Origin of the sequence: Parasphingomonas zepuensis, assembly GCF_036663735.1 — a bacterium.
Taxonomy (GTDB): Bacteria; Pseudomonadota; Alphaproteobacteria; order Sphingomonadales; family Sphingomonadaceae; genus Sphingomonas.
This window is the reverse complement of sequence record NZ_JAXOJO010000001.1, coordinates 24049-39729: the sequence shown is the minus strand read 5'-3', so window position 1 is coordinate 39729 and position 15681 is coordinate 24049. Positions and strand designations below refer to the sequence as shown.

General features: G+C 65.5%; 15 protein-coding genes. 13 read left to right on the top strand and 2 right to left on the bottom strand.

Going from position 1 to position 15681, the window contains the following annotated elements; all coding sequences use genetic code 11:
• Positions 1-77: 77 nt before the first annotated feature.
• On the top strand, positions 78-1448 hold the full coding sequence (gene creD / locus U1769_RS00185; protein WP_332710643.1) for a cell envelope integrity protein CreD: 1371 nt from the start codon (positions 78-80) through the stop codon (positions 1446-1448).
• Positions 1449-1578: 130 nt separating this feature from the next.
• Here creD and U1769_RS00180 read toward each other — a convergent pair whose 3' ends face one another.
• Complete coding sequence (locus U1769_RS00180) at positions 1579-2727, bottom strand: alpha-hydroxy acid oxidase (protein ID WP_332710641.1); 1149 nt, start codon at positions 2725-2727, stop codon at positions 1579-1581.
• A gap of 210 nt (positions 2728-2937) precedes the next feature.
• On the opposite strand from U1769_RS00180, the gene U1769_RS00175 reads away from it, so the two are divergent.
• The 11 genes from U1769_RS00175 to lpdA all read left to right on the top strand — a co-directional run bounded on the left by U1769_RS00175 (position 2938) and on the right by lpdA (position 14167).
• Positions 2938-3723, top strand: coding sequence for a succinate dehydrogenase iron-sulfur subunit (locus U1769_RS00175; protein WP_332710639.1), 786 nt, complete (start codon positions 2938-2940; stop codon positions 3721-3723).
• An 11-nt stretch (positions 3724-3734) separates the two neighbouring features.
• Positions 3735-4196, top strand: a complete 462-nt coding sequence (locus tag U1769_RS00170; RefSeq protein WP_332710638.1) for a PaaI family thioesterase — start codon at positions 3735-3737, stop codon at positions 4194-4196.
• Between the two features lie 25 nt (positions 4197-4221).
• Positions 4222-5334 (top strand): cell division protein ZapE, encoded by a 1113-nt coding sequence (gene zapE, locus U1769_RS00165; RefSeq protein ID WP_332710637.1) that lies wholly within the window; start codon positions 4222-4224, stop codon positions 5332-5334.
• A 59-nt stretch (positions 5335-5393) separates the two neighbouring features.
• Positions 5394-5720 carry a YbjQ family protein gene (locus U1769_RS00160; protein ID WP_332710635.1) on the top strand — a complete coding sequence of 109 codons (327 nt, stop codon included), beginning with the start codon at positions 5394-5396 and terminating at the stop codon, positions 5718-5720.
• The gene (locus U1769_RS00155; protein WP_332710633.1) at positions 5717-6016 is read left to right on the top strand and encodes a hypothetical protein; all 300 of its coding nucleotides are present in this window, start codon (positions 5717-5719) and stop codon (positions 6014-6016) included. The genes U1769_RS00160 and U1769_RS00155 overlap by 4 nt, the downstream gene beginning before the upstream one ends.
• Before the next feature lie 132 nt (positions 6017-6148).
• Complete coding sequence (gene mdh / locus U1769_RS00150) at positions 6149-7111, top strand: malate dehydrogenase (RefSeq protein ID WP_332710631.1); 963 nt, start codon at positions 6149-6151, stop codon at positions 7109-7111.
• Between the two features lie 54 nt (positions 7112-7165).
• The gene (locus U1769_RS00145; RefSeq protein ID WP_332710629.1) at positions 7166-7456 is read left to right on the top strand and encodes a GIY-YIG nuclease family protein; all 291 of its coding nucleotides are present in this window, start codon (positions 7166-7168) and stop codon (positions 7454-7456) included.
• A 63-nt stretch (positions 7457-7519) separates the two neighbouring features.
• Positions 7520-8404 carry a succinate--CoA ligase subunit alpha gene (sucD, locus tag U1769_RS00140; RefSeq protein ID WP_332710628.1) on the top strand — a complete coding sequence of 295 codons (885 nt, stop codon included), beginning with the start codon at positions 7520-7522 and terminating at the stop codon, positions 8402-8404.
• A 67-nt stretch (positions 8405-8471) separates the two neighbouring features.
• The gene (locus tag U1769_RS00135) at positions 8472-11402 is read left to right on the top strand and encodes a 2-oxoglutarate dehydrogenase E1 component (RefSeq protein ID WP_332710626.1); all 2931 of its coding nucleotides are present in this window, start codon (positions 8472-8474) and stop codon (positions 11400-11402) included.
• A 28-nt stretch (positions 11403-11430) separates the two neighbouring features.
• Positions 11431-12696 (top strand): 2-oxoglutarate dehydrogenase complex dihydrolipoyllysine-residue succinyltransferase, encoded by a 1266-nt coding sequence (gene odhB / locus U1769_RS00130; RefSeq protein ID WP_332710624.1) that lies wholly within the window; start codon positions 11431-11433, stop codon positions 12694-12696.
• Between the two features lie 79 nt (positions 12697-12775).
• On the top strand, positions 12776-14167 hold the full coding sequence (lpdA, locus tag U1769_RS00125) for a dihydrolipoyl dehydrogenase (RefSeq protein WP_332710623.1): 1392 nt from the start codon (positions 12776-12778) through the stop codon (positions 14165-14167).
• A 124-nt stretch (positions 14168-14291) separates the two neighbouring features.
• On the opposite strand, the gene U1769_RS00120 is transcribed toward lpdA, so the two are convergent.
• Positions 14292-14948, bottom strand: a complete 657-nt coding sequence (locus U1769_RS00120; protein WP_332710621.1) for a YoaK family protein — start codon at positions 14946-14948, stop codon at positions 14292-14294.
• Between the two features lie 100 nt (positions 14949-15048).
• Here U1769_RS00120 and U1769_RS00115 point away from each other — a divergent pair, with 100 nt between their 5' ends.
• Complete coding sequence (locus U1769_RS00115) at positions 15049-15681, top strand: trimeric intracellular cation channel family protein (protein WP_332710619.1); 633 nt, start codon at positions 15049-15051, stop codon at positions 15679-15681.

Sequence of the window (15681 nt, the reverse complement as noted above, 5' to 3'; positions counted from 1 at the left end):
GTCACTCCTCCCGATCCGCTTTGGCCTTCGCCCCCGCCCGCCGCTAGCTGAAGATCTCCTAAAAGGGAGGTCAAACCATGTCCGCTCTTCATGCGTCCGAACGCACGCCCGCGATGAAGTTGCTGCTGCCGCTCCTCATCGGCGCGCTGCTCGCGATCCCGATCTTCGCTGTCTACCTGCTCGTCTATGATCGCCAGGAACAGTCGGCGACGGCCCAGGCATCGATCGCACAGGGCTGGGGCGGGCCGCAGGTCATTGCCGGGCCGGTGCTCGTCATCCCCTATTCGAAACAGACCAGCGAAGTCGTCACCGAAGGCACGAAACAGGTGACCAAGACCAGCACCAGCTGGCACGAGCTGACGCTGTCGCCCGATACGACCGATCTCAGGACCGATCTCAAGCCAAGCGTGCGCAACCGATCGATCTACGATGTGGTGGTGTATGAGGCGCATAATCGCGGCTCGGCGCGCTTCTCGCTGCCGGCCGACCTGCAGCGCTTCGGCATCGCGCCGGAGACGCTTGCGCTCGATCGGGCGCAGATCCGCTTCGGCATCAAGGATGCCCGCGGCCTGTTCGGCCCCCCGCCGACGGTAACGATCAGCGGCAAGCCGCTCTCGCTCCAGCCGGGCAACGGCATGCGCGAAACAGGCGGGTCGGGCTTCTTCGCCTGGTTCGACGCCGGCGAGTTGCGCGGCCGGCCGGTCGGCGCGACGTTCGATTATGCGGTGCGCGGCAACGCTTCGCTCGCGCTGGTGCCGGGCGGCGGCGATACGCGCTGGCACGTGCAATCCTCCTGGCGCAGCCCGAGCTTCCAGGGCGGCTTCCTGCCCGCTGAAAAGACGCTCGCCGGCACCGGCTTTACCGCCACATGGCGGGTCGGCAACCTCGCGCTCGGCAGCGCGCTGGTCGAATCCGACCGTGGCAAGGGAGATCTGCCGGAGGCCGCTTCCGGCGATCACGAGGCGCGCGTCGATCTGGTCACCCCGGTCGATCTCTACAGCCAGGTCAACCGCTCGGTGAAATACGGCTTCCTGTTCGTCGGCTTCACTTTCCTCGCCTTCCTGATGTTCGACGTGATCGGCGGCGTGAAGGTGTCGGCGATCGAATATGGCCTGGTCGGATCGGGACTGGTGCTGTTCTTCGTGATGCTGCTGGCCTTTGCCGAAGTGATCGGCTTCACCCCGGCCTATGCCGTTGCCGGCGGCGCGATCGTCAACCTGCTCACTGCCTATTCGGCAGCGGTGCTCGGCAGCTGGCGCCGCAGCCTGTTCATCGGCGCGCTGATCGCCGCGCTCTACGGCGTGCTGTACGTGCTGCTCAGCCTCGAGGACATGGCGCTGCTCGCCGGATCGGTGACGCTCTTCGTGGCCCTTGCTGCGGTGATGTACCTCACGCGGAGCATCGACTGGGGCAGGGCCCCGGAGGTGGGGGAGCCGGTTCCAGAGTGAGCGCTCTTCTTCCCCTCTCCCGGCGGGAGAGGGGCAAGCTGCGCAGCAGCGCGGGGTGAGGGCGACTGGCGTGGTCACCCTCACCCTTCCGCGCTACGCGCTCCCTCCCTCTCCCGTTGGGAGAGGGATTTTACCGCCAGCGCAGATTTCCCCGCGTCAGGTCCGCGACCGATTTTACCCCCATCAGCTTCATGTCGCGCTCGATTTCGTCATGCAGCCGCCCGAGCACGCGCTCGACGCCGGGCTGCCCGGCCGAGGCCAGCGCATAGAGATACAGCCGCCCGCCCGAACACGCCTTCGCACCGACGCTCAGCGCCTTCAGCACATGGCTGCCGCGCCGGATCCCGCCGTCGCAGATGACGTCGATCTTGTCGCCGACCGCATCGACGATTTCGGCCAGCTGGTCGAACGGCGCGCGGCTGCCATCCAGCTGCCGCCCGCCATGGTTCGACACCATGATCGCGGTCGCGCCGATATCGACGGCACGTCGCGCGTCTTCGACCGACATGATCCCCTTCAGGCAGAATTCCCCGCCCCATTGCGCGCGCACGCCCTCGGCCGTCTTCCAGTCCATCGACGGGTCGAGCATCTTGTTGAAATAATCCGCTACCGACAGCGCGACATTGGTCCCCTCGGACACATGATCCTTCAGGTTCGACAGCTCGAACTTCTCCCGGAACAGATAGTCGAGCGTCCAGCCCGGGTGAGTCGCGAAGCTGAGCGCCGAGGCCGGCGTCAGTTTCGGCGGGGAGGTGAAGCCGGTGCGCAGGCAGCGCTCGCGATTGCCCGAGACGATCGTGTCGACGGTCAGCGCGATGCAGTCGAACTTCGCTTCCTTGCACCGCTCTACCAGCGCGTGGTTCAGGCCCTTGTCCTTGTGGATGTAGAGCTGGAACATCTTGGGCGTGCTGATCGTGCGCCCGATCTCCTCGATGCTGACGGTGCCCAGGCTCGAAATGCCGAAATAGGTCCCGAATTTCTCCGCCGCGCGGGCCACGCCGCGCTCGCCATGCCAGTGGAACAGGCGCTGCAACGCGGTAGGTGACAGGAACAGCGGCATGTCGATCTTGCGGCCCATCACCGTGGTGCTCATGTCGATCGTCTCGACGCCGGCCAGAACGCTCGGCACCAGGTCGCACGAGTCGAACGCCTCGGTGTTGCGTGCCTTGGTCTTCTCGTCGTCGGCGGCGCCGTCGATATAATGATAGACAGGGCCGGGCAGGCGCTTGCGGGCGAGGGTGCGGAAATCCTCGACATTGTGGCAATCGCTCAATCTCATATCTTGCCCTGTTCGTTCATATGTTGGGCTTTGCCCTACGATTCTTGTCTGCCATCCGCAACGTGGCGATGATTCTTGCCCCGTTCCGGAAATTTGCAATCGCGCGTCTTTCCGACGACACGGGCTGCGCCAAAGGGTTGCACGCGCGCGCCGAAAGGCATAGCCGCTTTCCGCGACGCACCATTTCGTTTCCGCCGGAGACTTTCAGGCATGGCCGAATTCAGACTGCCCCCGAACAGCCGACCCAAAAAGGGTGGCAAGGTCCACAAGGCAGATGCCGAAGCGACGCGGATCAAGAATTTCAAGATCTACCGCTACGATCCCGATGCCGGCGAGAATCCGCATTACGACACGTTCGAGATCGATCTCGACAATTGCGGCCCGATGGTGCTCGACGCGCTGATCAAGATGAAGTCGGAACAGGATTCGTCGCTCACTTTCCGCCGGTCCTGCCGTGAAGGCATTTGCGGTTCCTGCTCGATGAACATCGACGGCAAGAACGGCCTCGCCTGCACCACCGCGATCGAGGACGTGAAGGGCGATATCCGCATCACGCCGCTGCCGCACATGGATGTGATCAAGGATCTGGTCCCCGATTTCACCCATTTCTACGCGCAATATTCCTCGATCAAGCCCTGGCTGCAGACCGTCACGCCGCCGCCCTCGGGCAAGGAGCGGCTCCAGTCGCCGGCCGACCGCGAGAAGCTGGACGGCCTGTACGAATGCATCCTGTGTGCCTGCTGCTCGACGGCCTGCCCGAGCTATTGGTGGAACAGCGACAAGTTCCTCGGCCCGGCGATCCTGTTGCAGGCCTATCGCTGGCTCGCCGACAGCCGCGACGAGATGACCGGCGAGCGGCTCGACGAGCTGGAGGATCCGTTCCGCCTCTATCGCTGCCACACGATCATGAACTGCGCGAATGTCTGCCCCAAGGGTCTCAACCCGGCCAAGGCGATCGCCGAGATCAAGAAGATGGAAGCCGAGCGGGTCGTCTGAGGCCTGCATCGGTGACCGATTCGAGTCCGCTCGCGACCTTCATCTATGAGGAGCATCCCGATCATCCGGGCTGGATGCGGTGGGGCTTCACCGATCCGTCGCGCTACAACAGTTTTCTCGGCCCGATGATGGTGCGGATCGAGGGCGGCATCGCCCTCGTCCGCATGACGCCGGAGCGGCGCCATTCCAACCTGCGCAACAATGTCCATGGCGGCACGCTGCTCGGCTTCATCGACGTCGCGCTGTTCGCCGCGTCGCGCAGCTTCGGGCTGATCACGGCGGCATCGGCGGTGACGCTGGATCTCTCCACGCAATTCATCGGCGGCGGCCGCATCGGCGAGCCGATCGAGGCCCAGGTCGAGCTGCTGCGCGAGACCGGGCGGCTGCTGTTCCTGCGCGGGCTGATCGTGCAGGGCGAGGAGAAGATCATGAGCTTCTCCGCCACCATCCGCAAATCGGTGCCGAAGCAATGACCGCATTACCCGTTCGCGCCCATTGATGCCCAACGTCCTTGCCCGTTATCAGGCGCTGGTCGCCGCCGGCGAACTGAAGCCCGATCCCGAACAGGCCGAGGCCGCGCGGTGCCTCGATGCGCTCGCCACCGAACTCGAGGCGGCGCCGAAGCGCGGCAGCGTGCTGTGGCGCGCGCTCGGCCGCCGGCCGGAGGCGCCCGCCGGCATCTATCTGTGGGGCGGGGTCGGACGCGGCAAATCCATGCTGATGGACCTGTTCTTCGGCTGCATTCACATGCGGCGGAAGCGGCGCATCCACTTCCTCGAATTCATGCTCGACGTGCATGCGCGGCTGCGGGTGGAGCGCGAGAAGGAAGTGGGCGACCCGATCGCCCCCGTCGCCGCCGCCATTGCCGAGGAAGTGAAGGTCCTCTGCTTCGACGAGATCATGGTCACCAACAGCCCGGATGCGATGATCCTGTCGCGGCTGTTCTCGGAACTGCTGCGCCACGGCGTCACCGTGGTGATGACGTCCAATCGCCCACCGCGCGATCTCTACAAGGACGGGCTCAACCGCGAACATTTCCTGCCTTTCATCGAACTGATCGAGTCGCGCATGCGCGTGCTCGCGCTGAACGGCCCGGTGGATTATCGGCGCGACCGGCTCGGCCAGGTCGAAACCTGGCTCGTGCCCAACGGCCCGGTGGCGACCGCGGAGCTCTCCGCCGCCTTTTTCCGCCTGACCGATTATCCCCCCGAGGATCGCGAGCATGTGCCGTCCGAGGAATTGCCGGTCGGCGGCGGGCGCACGCTGCATGTGCCCAAGAGCCTGAAGGGCGTCGCGGTCTTCTCGTTCAAGCGCCTGTGCGGGGAGGCGCGGGGCTCGGCCGATTATCTCGCGGTCGCGCGCCGGTTCCACACCGTGATCCTGGTCGGCATCCCGAAGCTCGGTCCCGAAAACCGCAACGAGGCAGCGCGGTTCGTTCAGCTGATCGATGCGCTCTACGAACATAAGGTGAAGTTGCTCGCCGCCGCCGATGCGCCGCCGGGCGAGTTGTACGAGAAGGGCGATGGCCGCTTCGAATTCGAGCGCACGATCAGCCGGCTGGAGGAGATGCGCTCCGACGATTATCTCGAATTGGGCCACGGCGCGAACTGAATCCTTTCGCCATGGCGCACCGGGCTGATATCATTCGCTCAGGCCATGGAGGGAATGCGATGCTTGTCACCACTACGGAGAATGTCCCCGGCCACACCGTCCGCGCCACGCTCGGCCAGGTGTTCGGCGTCGTCGTCCGCAGCCGCGGTATAGGCGGCAACATCACCGCCAGCCTGCGCTCGATCATCGGCGGCGAGATTCCCGAATATACCAGGCTGGTCGAGGATACGCGGCGCCACGCGATCGACCGGCTGGTCGCCAACGCCGCGCTGATGGGCGCGAACGCAGTGGTGATGATGCGCTTCGATTCGGGCGAGATCGCCCAGGCGATGAACGAGGTCGTCGCCTATGGCACCGCCGTGATCCTCGATCCCGCGCCTGAATGATGCTGCGCACCTTCGTCCTGATGGTCGCTATGCTGCTGTTTACGGCAGCGCTGATCGGCGTTGTGGTCGATCCGGCGGTGTGGCCGACATTGATCTTCGCAGCGTTGGTGCTCGCCGGCATCCTGTTCGAGCGCCGCCGCTACGGCGCTGCGGAGGCGAGGCCGACCGGCGGCGCGTGGCGCGAGACGGGCGAGCGGTTCGTCGACGATGCCAGCGGCCGGCCAGTGACGGTCTGGTATAATGAGGGCACCGGCGCGCGCCGCTATGTCGATCCCGATGGTGCTCCACCATCTTAATGCACTTGCGAAGCATTCGCATTAAAAGACAGAAATACCGTCCTTTAGCGGTTGCCCCACCGGCAAAACGGGCCTAAGCCGCCGCCCAGTTTCGCCGCGCGCGCGGCATTATACCCTCCGAAAGGACGAAGAATGGCCCGCAAGAAGATCGCGCTCATCGGCGCCGGCAACATCGGCGGCACGCTCGCCCACCTCGCTGCCCTCAAGGGCCTGGGCGACATCGTCCTGTTCGACGTGGTCGAGGGCGTGCCCCAGGGCAAGGCGCTCGATCTCAGCCAGTGCAGCCCGGTCGAGGGTTTCGACGCGAAGATCACCGGCACCAATGATTATGCCGATATCGCGGGCGCCGACGTCATCATCGTCACCGCCGGCGTCGCCCGCAAGCCGGGCATGAGCCGCGACGATCTGCTCGGCATCAACCTGAAGGTCATGAAGGCCGTGGGTGAGGGCATTGCCGCCAATGCGCCCGACGCCTTCGTCATCTGCATCACCAACCCGCTCGACGCGATGGTCTGGGCGCTGCGCGAATTCTCCGGCCTCCCGCATGAGAAGGTCGTCGGCATGGCCGGCGTGCTCGACAGCTCGCGCTTCAGCCACTTCCTCGCCGAAGAATTCAAGGTCTCGGTCAAGGACGTCACCTCCTTCGTCCTCGGCGGCCACGGCGACACAATGGTCCCGGTGATCAGCTATTCGACCGTGTCCGGTATCCCGGTCCCCGACCTGATCGAGATGGGCTTCTCGACGCAGGAGCGCATCGACGCGATCGTGGCGCGCACCCGTTCGGGCGGCGGCGAGATCGTCGCCCTGCTCAAGACCGGCTCCGCTTATTACGCACCGGCCACCTCGGCGATTTCGATGGCCGAAGCCTATCTCTACGATCAGAAGCGCCTGCTCCCGGCGGCGGTCCACCTGACCGGCCAGTACGGCGTCGACAATCTCTATGTCGGCGTGCCGGTGATCATCGGCGCCGGCGGCGTCGAGAAGGTCGTCGAGATAAAGCTCGATGCCGAGGCGCAGAACAATCTCGACGTCTCGGTCGAGGCGGTCAAGGAATTGCTGGTCGCCTGCAAGGCGATCGACGGAAGCCTCGCCTGACGGTTTTAGCGGCTCCCCGGCGAAGGCCGGGGTCCAGTTGGGAGAACCCCGGAGATGGAGAAAGCCGGTTTCGTCTACATCATGGCGAGCAGGAAAAACGGCACGATCTATCTCGGCGTGACGAGTGACCTTCCCAGGCGGGTTTGGGAACATCGCAACGATCTCGTCGAAGGGTTCACGAAGAAATATCGGTGTCACACGTTGGTCTGGTACCACGCCTATGACACCATCGAAGAAGCGCGGCAGCGCGAGCTGCAGATGAAGGAATGGAAGCGGGCCTGGAAATTGCGCGAGATCGAAGGATTCAATCCCGACTGGGAAGACCTGTTCGAGACCATCGCGTGAGCCACTACCGCTTTCCCAACTGGGCCCCGGCCTTCGCCGGGGAACAATGAGGAAGAGAATCGAATGAGCATCCTCGTCGACAAGAACACCAAGGTCATCACCCAGGGAATGACCGGTGAGACCGGCACCTTCCATACGCAGCAGGCGCTGGCGTACGGCACGCAGATGGTCGGTGGCGTCACGCCGGGCAAGGGCGGTACCGAGCATATTGGCCTGCCGGTCTACGACACCGTCGCCGAGGCCGTCGCGAAGACCGGCGCGACTGCGTCCGTCATCTATGTGCCGCCGCCCTTCGCCGCGGATTCGATCCTCGAGGCGATCGACGCCGAAGTGCCGCTGATCGTGACCATCACTGAGGGCATTCCGGTGCTCGACATGGTCAAGGTGAAGCGCGCGCTGAGCGGTTCGAAGTCGCGCCTGATCGGCCCGAACTGCCCGGGCGTTTTGACCCCGGGTGAGTGCAAGATCGGCATCATGCCCGGCAGCATCTTCAAGAAGGGCTCGGTCGGCGTTGTAAGCCGCTCCGGCACGCTTACCTATGAAGCCGTGTTCCAGACGTCGAATGCAGGCCTCGGCCAGACGACCGCGGTCGGCATCGGTGGCGATCCGGTCAACGGCACGAACTTCATCGATGTGCTCGAGCTGTTCCTCGCCGATCCGGAGACTCAGTCGATCATCATGATCGGCGAAATCGGCGGTTCGGCCGAAGAGGAAGCGGCGCAATTCCTCCGCGACGAGGCGAAGCGCGGCCGTTCCAAGCCGATGGCCGGCTTCATTGCCGGGCGCACGGCGCCTCCGGGGCGTCGCATGGGCCATGCCGGCGCGATCGTCTCGGGCGGCCAGGGCGGCGCCGAGGACAAGATCGCGGCGATGGAAGCGGCAGGGATCAAGGTGGCGGACAGTCCGTCGGAACTGGGCACCACTTTGTTGTCGGTGTTGAAGGGTTAACCAACCCCCGCCTCAGGCGGGGACAAAGCGGCATCACCTCCCCAGGGATGCGCCGAGGAACAGCCAGATGGGCTATGAAGGTCAGGATTTCGCGGAGATTGCAGGCGGGGTGAGCCCCGCCTTCATCGAGACGCTCTACGCACGCTACAAACTGTCGCCTGACAGCGTTGAACCGTCGTGGCGCGCCTGGTTCGAGGGGCTGGAAGGTTCCTCGCAGGGCCCGAGCTGGGAACAGGACAGCTGGCCGCTTTCCTCGACCGACGATCTGACGGCGGCGCTCGATCCGACTCAGATGGAGCCGGCGCCGAAGCCCGCCAAGGGCGGCGCCAAGCCCGCTGCTCCGGCCGCCGCGCCCTCGCAGGAAGCGATCCTGCGCGCCGCCGGCGATTCGATCCGCGCGATGCTGCTCATCCGCACCTATCGGGTGCGCGGCCATCTCGCCGCCAATCTCGATCCGCTCGGTCTTTCGAAGCATGAGCGGCCGGCCGACCTCACGACCGAATATCACGGCTTCTCCGACGACGACATCGATCGGCCGGTCTATCTCGGCGGCACGCTCGGCCTGCAATGGGCGACGGTGCGCGAGATCGTCGACACGCTGCGCGCGAATTACTGCGGCAATGTCGGTCTCGAATATATGCACATCTCCGACGTGGAGGAGCGCCGCTTCCTCCAGGATCGGATGGAGGGCAAGGACAAGGCGATCGAGTTCACGCCCCTCGGCAAGAAGGCGATCCTCAACAAGGTGATCGAGGCCGAGCAGTGGGAGAAATTCTGCGGCCGCAAATATGTCGGCACCAAGCGCTTCGGGCTCGACGGCGGCGAGAGCATGATCCCCGCGCTGGAAAGCGTGATCAAATATGGCGGCCAGTTCGGCGTGCGCGAGATCGTGTTCGGCATGGCGCATCGCGGCCGGCTGAACGTCCTCACCAACGTGATGGCCAAGCCGTTCCGCATCATCTTCCACGAATTCGGCGGCGGCTCCGACAATCCCGATGACGTCGCCGGTTCGGGCGACGTGAAATACCATCTCGGTACCTCGACCGACCGCGAGTTCGACGGGATCAGCGTTCACATGTCGCTGGTCGCCAACCCCTCGCATCTCGAGGCGGAGGATCCGGTCGTGCTGGGCAAGGTCCGCGCGATCCAGACGATCACCAACGACCTGGCCGAGCACAAGACGGCCTTGCCTGTGCTGATCCATGGCGACGCGGCCTTCGCCGGCCAGGGCATCGTGTGGGAATGCCTCGGCTTCTCCGGGATCCGCGGCTACAATACCGGCGGTTGCATCCACTTCGTCATCAACAACCAGATCGGCTTCACGACGAGCCCGCAATTCGCCCGCTCCTCGCCCTATCCGTCGGATGTGGCGAAGGGCGTCCAGGCGCCGATCTTCCACGTCAATGGCGACGATCCCGAGGCCGTCACCTTCGCCACCAAGATGGCGATCGAGTTCCGCCAGCGCTTCCACCGCGACATCGTGATCGACATGTGGTGCTATCGCCGCTTCGGCCATAACGAGGGCGACGAGCCTAGCTTCACCCAGCCGCTGATGTACGACCGCATCAAGAGCCATCCGCCGGTCAGCGAAGTCTATGGCACCAAGCTGATCCAGCAGGGCGTGGTCGATCGTGCATGGATCGACGACAATATCGCGCAGTTCACCAGCCTGCTCGAAAACGAGTTCGAGGCTGGCGCTTCCTACAAGCCGAACAAGGCCGACTGGTTCGCCGGGCGCTGGTCCGGCCTGCACGCTCCGGCCGATGCCGAGCATGCCCGCCGCAACGTCGAGACCGCGATCGAGACCAAGCTGTTCGATTCGCTCGGCCGCACGCTGACCACCGTTCCCGGTGATCTGACCATCCACAAGACGCTCGGCCGCGTGATCGATGCCAAGCGCGAGATGTTCAAGACCGGCGCGAGCTTCGACTGGGCGACCGGCGAAGCGCTCGCCTTCGGGTCGCTGCTGTCGGAAGGGTACGGCGTCCGCCTGTCCGGGCAGGATTCGGGCCGCGGCACGTTCAGCCAGCGACATGCCGTGTGGATCGACCAGAAGGACGAGCATAAATATCTCCCGCTCGCGCAGATCGAGCATGGCCGCTTCGAGGTGCTCGACAGCCCCTTGAGCGAATATGGCGTGCTCGGGTTCGAGTACGGCTATGCGCTGGCCGATCCGAAGACGCTGGTGCTGTGGGAGGCGCAGTTCGGCGACTTCATGAACGGCGCGCAGATCATGATCGATCAGTTCATCGCGTCGGGCGAAGCCAAGTGGCTGCGCGCCAACGGCCTGGTGATGCTGCTGCCGCACGGGTATGAAGGGCAAGGGCCGGAGCATAGCTCGGCCCGCGTCGAGCGCTTCCTGCAGCTGTGTGCGCAGGATAATATGCAGGTCGCGAACTGCACCACGCCGGCCAATTATTTCCACCTGCTGCGCCGGCAGATGCACCGCGGTTTCCGCAAGCCGCTGGTGATCTTCACGCCCAAGTCGCTGCTCCGCCACAAGCTGGCGGTCAGCAAGGCGGAGGATTTCGTCGGCGACAGCCATTTCCGGCGGTTGCTCAGCGATCCCTCGGCCCCGGCCGATGCCGATGTGAAGCGCCTCGTGCTGTGCACCGGCAAGGTCGCCTACGACCTGATGGAGGCACGCGACGCGGCGGGCGACAAGAACACCGCGATCGTCCGCGTGGAGCAGCTCTATCCCTTCCCGAGCGAGCCGCTGGTGGCGCGCCTCAAGAAGCTGCCCAATCTCGAGGATGTCGTCTGGGCCCAGGAAGAGCCGAAGAACAACGGTGCCTGGAGCTTCGTCGAGCCGTTCATCGAGGAATGCCTGATCGAGGCGGGCGCCAAAACGGGCCGCGCGCATTATTCGGGCCGCGCTTCCGCCGCGTCGCCCGCGACCGGGCTGATGAAGCGTCACCAGATGGAGCAGGCCGCGCTGATCGCCGATGCGCTCGGCCATAACGTCCGCGAAGAAATCCGCCGCACGCGCAAATCATAAGTCCGCCCAGCGGAACGAGGAAGAGAAGATGGCAACCGAAGTCAATGTCCCCACCCTGGGCGAATCGATCACTGAGGCAACGCTCGGCGAATGGCTGAAGCAGCCCGGCGATCCCGTCGCCGTCGACGAGCCGATCGCCAGCCTCGAGACCGACAAGGTCTCGGTCGAGGTCCCGTCGCCCGTGGCCGGGATCATGGGCGAGCAGGCCGTGAAGGTGGGCGATACGGTGAATGTCGGCGCGATGATCGCGACGATCAACGCTGCCGACGGGGCTCCCGCCGCAGCAACGCCAGTCGCGGGTGCGACGACCGGTAACGCCGATCTCAGCGACAAGGCGAAGGACGGCACTGGCCCAGGTCCGGGCGAGCAGCCGCGCCTGCGCGAAGGCGATGGCCCCGCCGCGCTCTCGCCGTCGGTCCGCCGCGCCGTGCTCGAACACGGCGTCGATCCCGCCACGGTCAAGGGCACCGGCAAGGACGGCCGCATTACCAAGGATGACGTCGTCGCTGCGGCTTCGGCAGCGCCGGCTCCGGCGGCCGCGCCCGCCCCGTCGCCCGTGCCGCAGGTCGCGCCGTCGGTCGCCGCCTCGACTGGCCGCAAGGAAGAGCGCGTGCGCATGACGCGCCTGCGCCAGACGATCGCGAAGCGCCTCAAGGAAGCGCAGAACACGGCCGCGATGCTCACCACCTTCAACGACGTCGACATGACGGCGGTGATCGAGGCGCGTGCCAAGTACAAGGATCTGTTCGAGAAGAAGCACGGCGTCCGGCTCGGCTTCATGGGCTTCTTCGCCAAGGCCGCGTGCCTCGCGCTGAAGGACGTGCCCAGCGTCAACGCCTCGATCGAGGGCGACGAGATCGTCTATCACGATTATGTCGATATCTCGGTCGCGGTATCGGGCCCGGGCGGTCTGGTCGTCCCCGTCGTGCGCGATGCGGATCAGCTTTCGGTCGCCGGGATCGAGCGCACCATCGGTGATTTCGGCAAGCGTGCCAAGGACGGCACGCTGAAGATGGAAGAGATGAAGGGCGGCACCTTCACCATCTCCAATGGCGGCGTGTTCGGCTCGCTGATGTCGACCCCGATCATCAACCCGCCCCAGGCGGCAGTGCTCGGCCTTCACCGTATCGAGGACCGCCCGGTCGTCCGCGACGGCCAGGTCGTGGTCCGCCCGATGATGTACCTCGCGCTCAGCTATGATCACCGCCTGATCGACGGCCGCGAGGCAGTGACGTTCCTCGTCGCGCTGAAGAACGCGATCGAGGATCCCACTCGTATCCTGATCGACCTCTAACCATATTGGGCTTGTGCTCCCGCAAAGGCGGGAGCCCAGTCCGCACCCCCGCCGTCGCGGGGGTACATAAAGGTGCCACATGGCTGACTATGATTTCGACGTCCTGGTAATCGGCTCGGGCCCGGGCGGCTATGTCGCCGCGATCCGCGCAGCACAGCTCGGTCTCAAGACCGGTTGCGTCGAGAGCCGCGAGACGCTTGGCGGCACCTGCCTCAATGTCGGCTGCATTCCGTCCAAGGCGATGCTGCACGCGTCGGACCTGTATGACGAGGCAGTCTCCGGCCGGCTCGCCAAGCTTGGCGTCAAGGTCGAGACCAGCCTCGATCTCGAGACGATGCACGGCCAGCGCAAGGACGCCGTCAAGCAGCTTACCGGCGGCATCGAATATCTGTTCAAGAAGAACAAGGTCGAGTGGCTGAAGGGCTATGCCAGCTTCACCGGCAAGGACAGCGTCAAGGTCGGCGACCGTGAGGTCCGCGCGAAGAACATCATCATCGCCACCGGCTCGTCGGTCACCCCGCTGCCCGGCGTGACGATCGACCAGAAGGTCGTGGTGGATTCGACCGGCGCGCTGGAACTGCCCGCCGTGCCGAAGCAGATGGTCGTGATCGGCGGCGGCGTGATCGGGCTGGAGCTCGGCTCGGTCTGGCGGCGGCTCGGTGCGAAGGTGATCGTCGTCGAATTCCTCGACCAGATCTTGCCCGGCTTCGATGGCGAAGTCCGCAAGGAAGCCAACAAGATCTTCAAGAAGCAGGGCATTGAGTTCAGGCTCTCGACCAAGGTCACCGGCGTGGCCGTCAATGGTGACACCGCGACGCTCACCCTTGAGCCCGCCGCGGGCGGCGAAGCGACGACGCTCGAGGCCGATGCGGTGCTCGTGTCGATCGGCCGCCGGCCCAACACCGATGGCCTTGGCCTCGACCAGGCCGGCCTCGCGACCAACCAGCGCGGCCAGGTGGAGACCGACCACCGTTTCCAGACGTCGGTTCCCGGCATCTGGGCGATCGGCGACGTCATCCCCGGCCCGATGCTCGCGCACAAGGCTGAGGACGAAGGCATCGCGGTCGCCGAGAACATCGCCGGGCTCACCGGCATCGTGAATCACGATGTGATCCCGAGCGTCGTCTACACCAACCCCGAGATCGCCGGCGTCGGCCTGACCGAGGAAGCGGCGAAGGAGCGCGGCGAGGTGAAGGTCGGCAAGTTCCCGATGCTCGCCAATTCGCGCGCCAAGACCAACCATGAGCCCGACGGCTTCGTGAAGGTGATTGCCGACGCGAAGACGGACCGGGTGCTCGGCGTCTGGGTCATCGCCTCGGTCGGCGGCACGATGATCGCCCAGGCCGCGCAGGCCATGGAGTTCGGCGCTACCTCCGAGGACATCGCCTATACCTGCCACGCCCATCCGACGCATTCGGAAGCGATCAAGGAAGCCGCGATGGCGGTGCTGGGCAAGCCGATCCACATCTGACGTTTCCTGCTGTTCCCCGGCGAAGGCCGAGGCCCAGTTGGGAGACGATCATGGCGAGCGCGGCGCTCAATTACCGCAGCCTTCCCAACTGGGCCCCGGCCTTCGCCGGGGAACAGTGTTTGGCTTAAACCGCCCGCACGCCCCAGGGTCCGGCCGTCTCCCTGCTGCGACTCATCGCCGCGACCACGACCGTCAGCAGCGCCGCCGCACCGGTCGCCAGCCACAGCGCGCCATTGTCGAACGCGCCGTAACAGCGCGCGCCCATCACCACGCCGCTGACGAAGCCCACCCACAGCATCAGATAGCGCACCCACGTCCAGCGCTCCGCATCGCCCATCAGCGCGCCGGCCAGGCGTTGCGCCATGCGGACGAGCGATCCGGTCATATAGGTCAGGCCGATGCTCACTTCGCCGTCGCGAAGGAACAGGCCATTCTCCGCGCCCATCGCCGCGGCGAGCAGCAGCAGCGCCTTGGTGTTCGGCGCGAACTGCATGATCGTCGCCGCAAGAGCGAGCAACAGGGTCACCGCGATCATCACTGCCGCTTGGGCGTGCTTCGCCCAGCGCCGCGCGATCACCGTCGCGATCATCACCCCGCTGACGAAGCTCAGCAGCAGCGCGCCCGCCATCCGCACTTCGTCATGGCGCTGGGTCGCGAAGGCAACGCCGAGCCGGGTCGTGTTGCCGCTCATGAAGGAGGCGAAGAAACCGCCAAGGCTGGAAAAGGCGAGGGCATCGACGAAACCGGCAAGCGCGGCGAGGCAGATGGCAAGGGCGATCATCGGCGGGCGATAGCTGTGCATGACCCCCGCTATGTCGCAGCGCGCGGCGAATCTCCAGACCCGCTTTGCGCGGCGCGCGCGCTGGCGATAGGGAAGGGCGATGCTTCCCCACGCGCCCTGGCAATTCGGATCGATCCTCCCCTGGCTCGACCTGTTCGGCATCGCGGTGTTCGCGACCACCGGTGCGCTCGCCGCGACCCGGCGCGGCCAGACGCTCGTCACCGCTGCCTTCTTCGCGCTGATCACGGGCGTGGGCGGCGGCTCGGTGCGCGATCTGCTGATCGGCGCGCCGGTCTTCTGGGTGCATGATCCCCTCGTCGCGGCTGTCTGCCTTGCGGCCGCCGGGCTGGTATGGATCACCCCGCAGGCCTGGTGGAAGGACAAGGCGCTCGACTGGCTCGATGCGGTGGGCCTCGCAGCCTATGCCGTGTTCGGTGCGGCCAAGGCGCTTGCCTTCGGCGTGCCGCCGGTTCCCGCCGCCCTGATGGGCGTGATGACGGCTTGTGTCGGCGGCATCATCCGCGATGTGCTGGCCGGCGAGCCCTCGATCCTGATGCGCCCGGAGCTTTATGTGACGGCGGCCGCGCTTGCCGCGGGATTGCACGTCGCCCTGGTCTCGCTCGGCTTTCCCGCCTTCGCTGCGGCCGTAGTGGCAGCGGCTGCAGGCTTCAGCCTGCGCGCTGCCGCGATCCACTGGAAGCTCGCTTTGCCCAGCTATCGTGGCCGGCGTTAA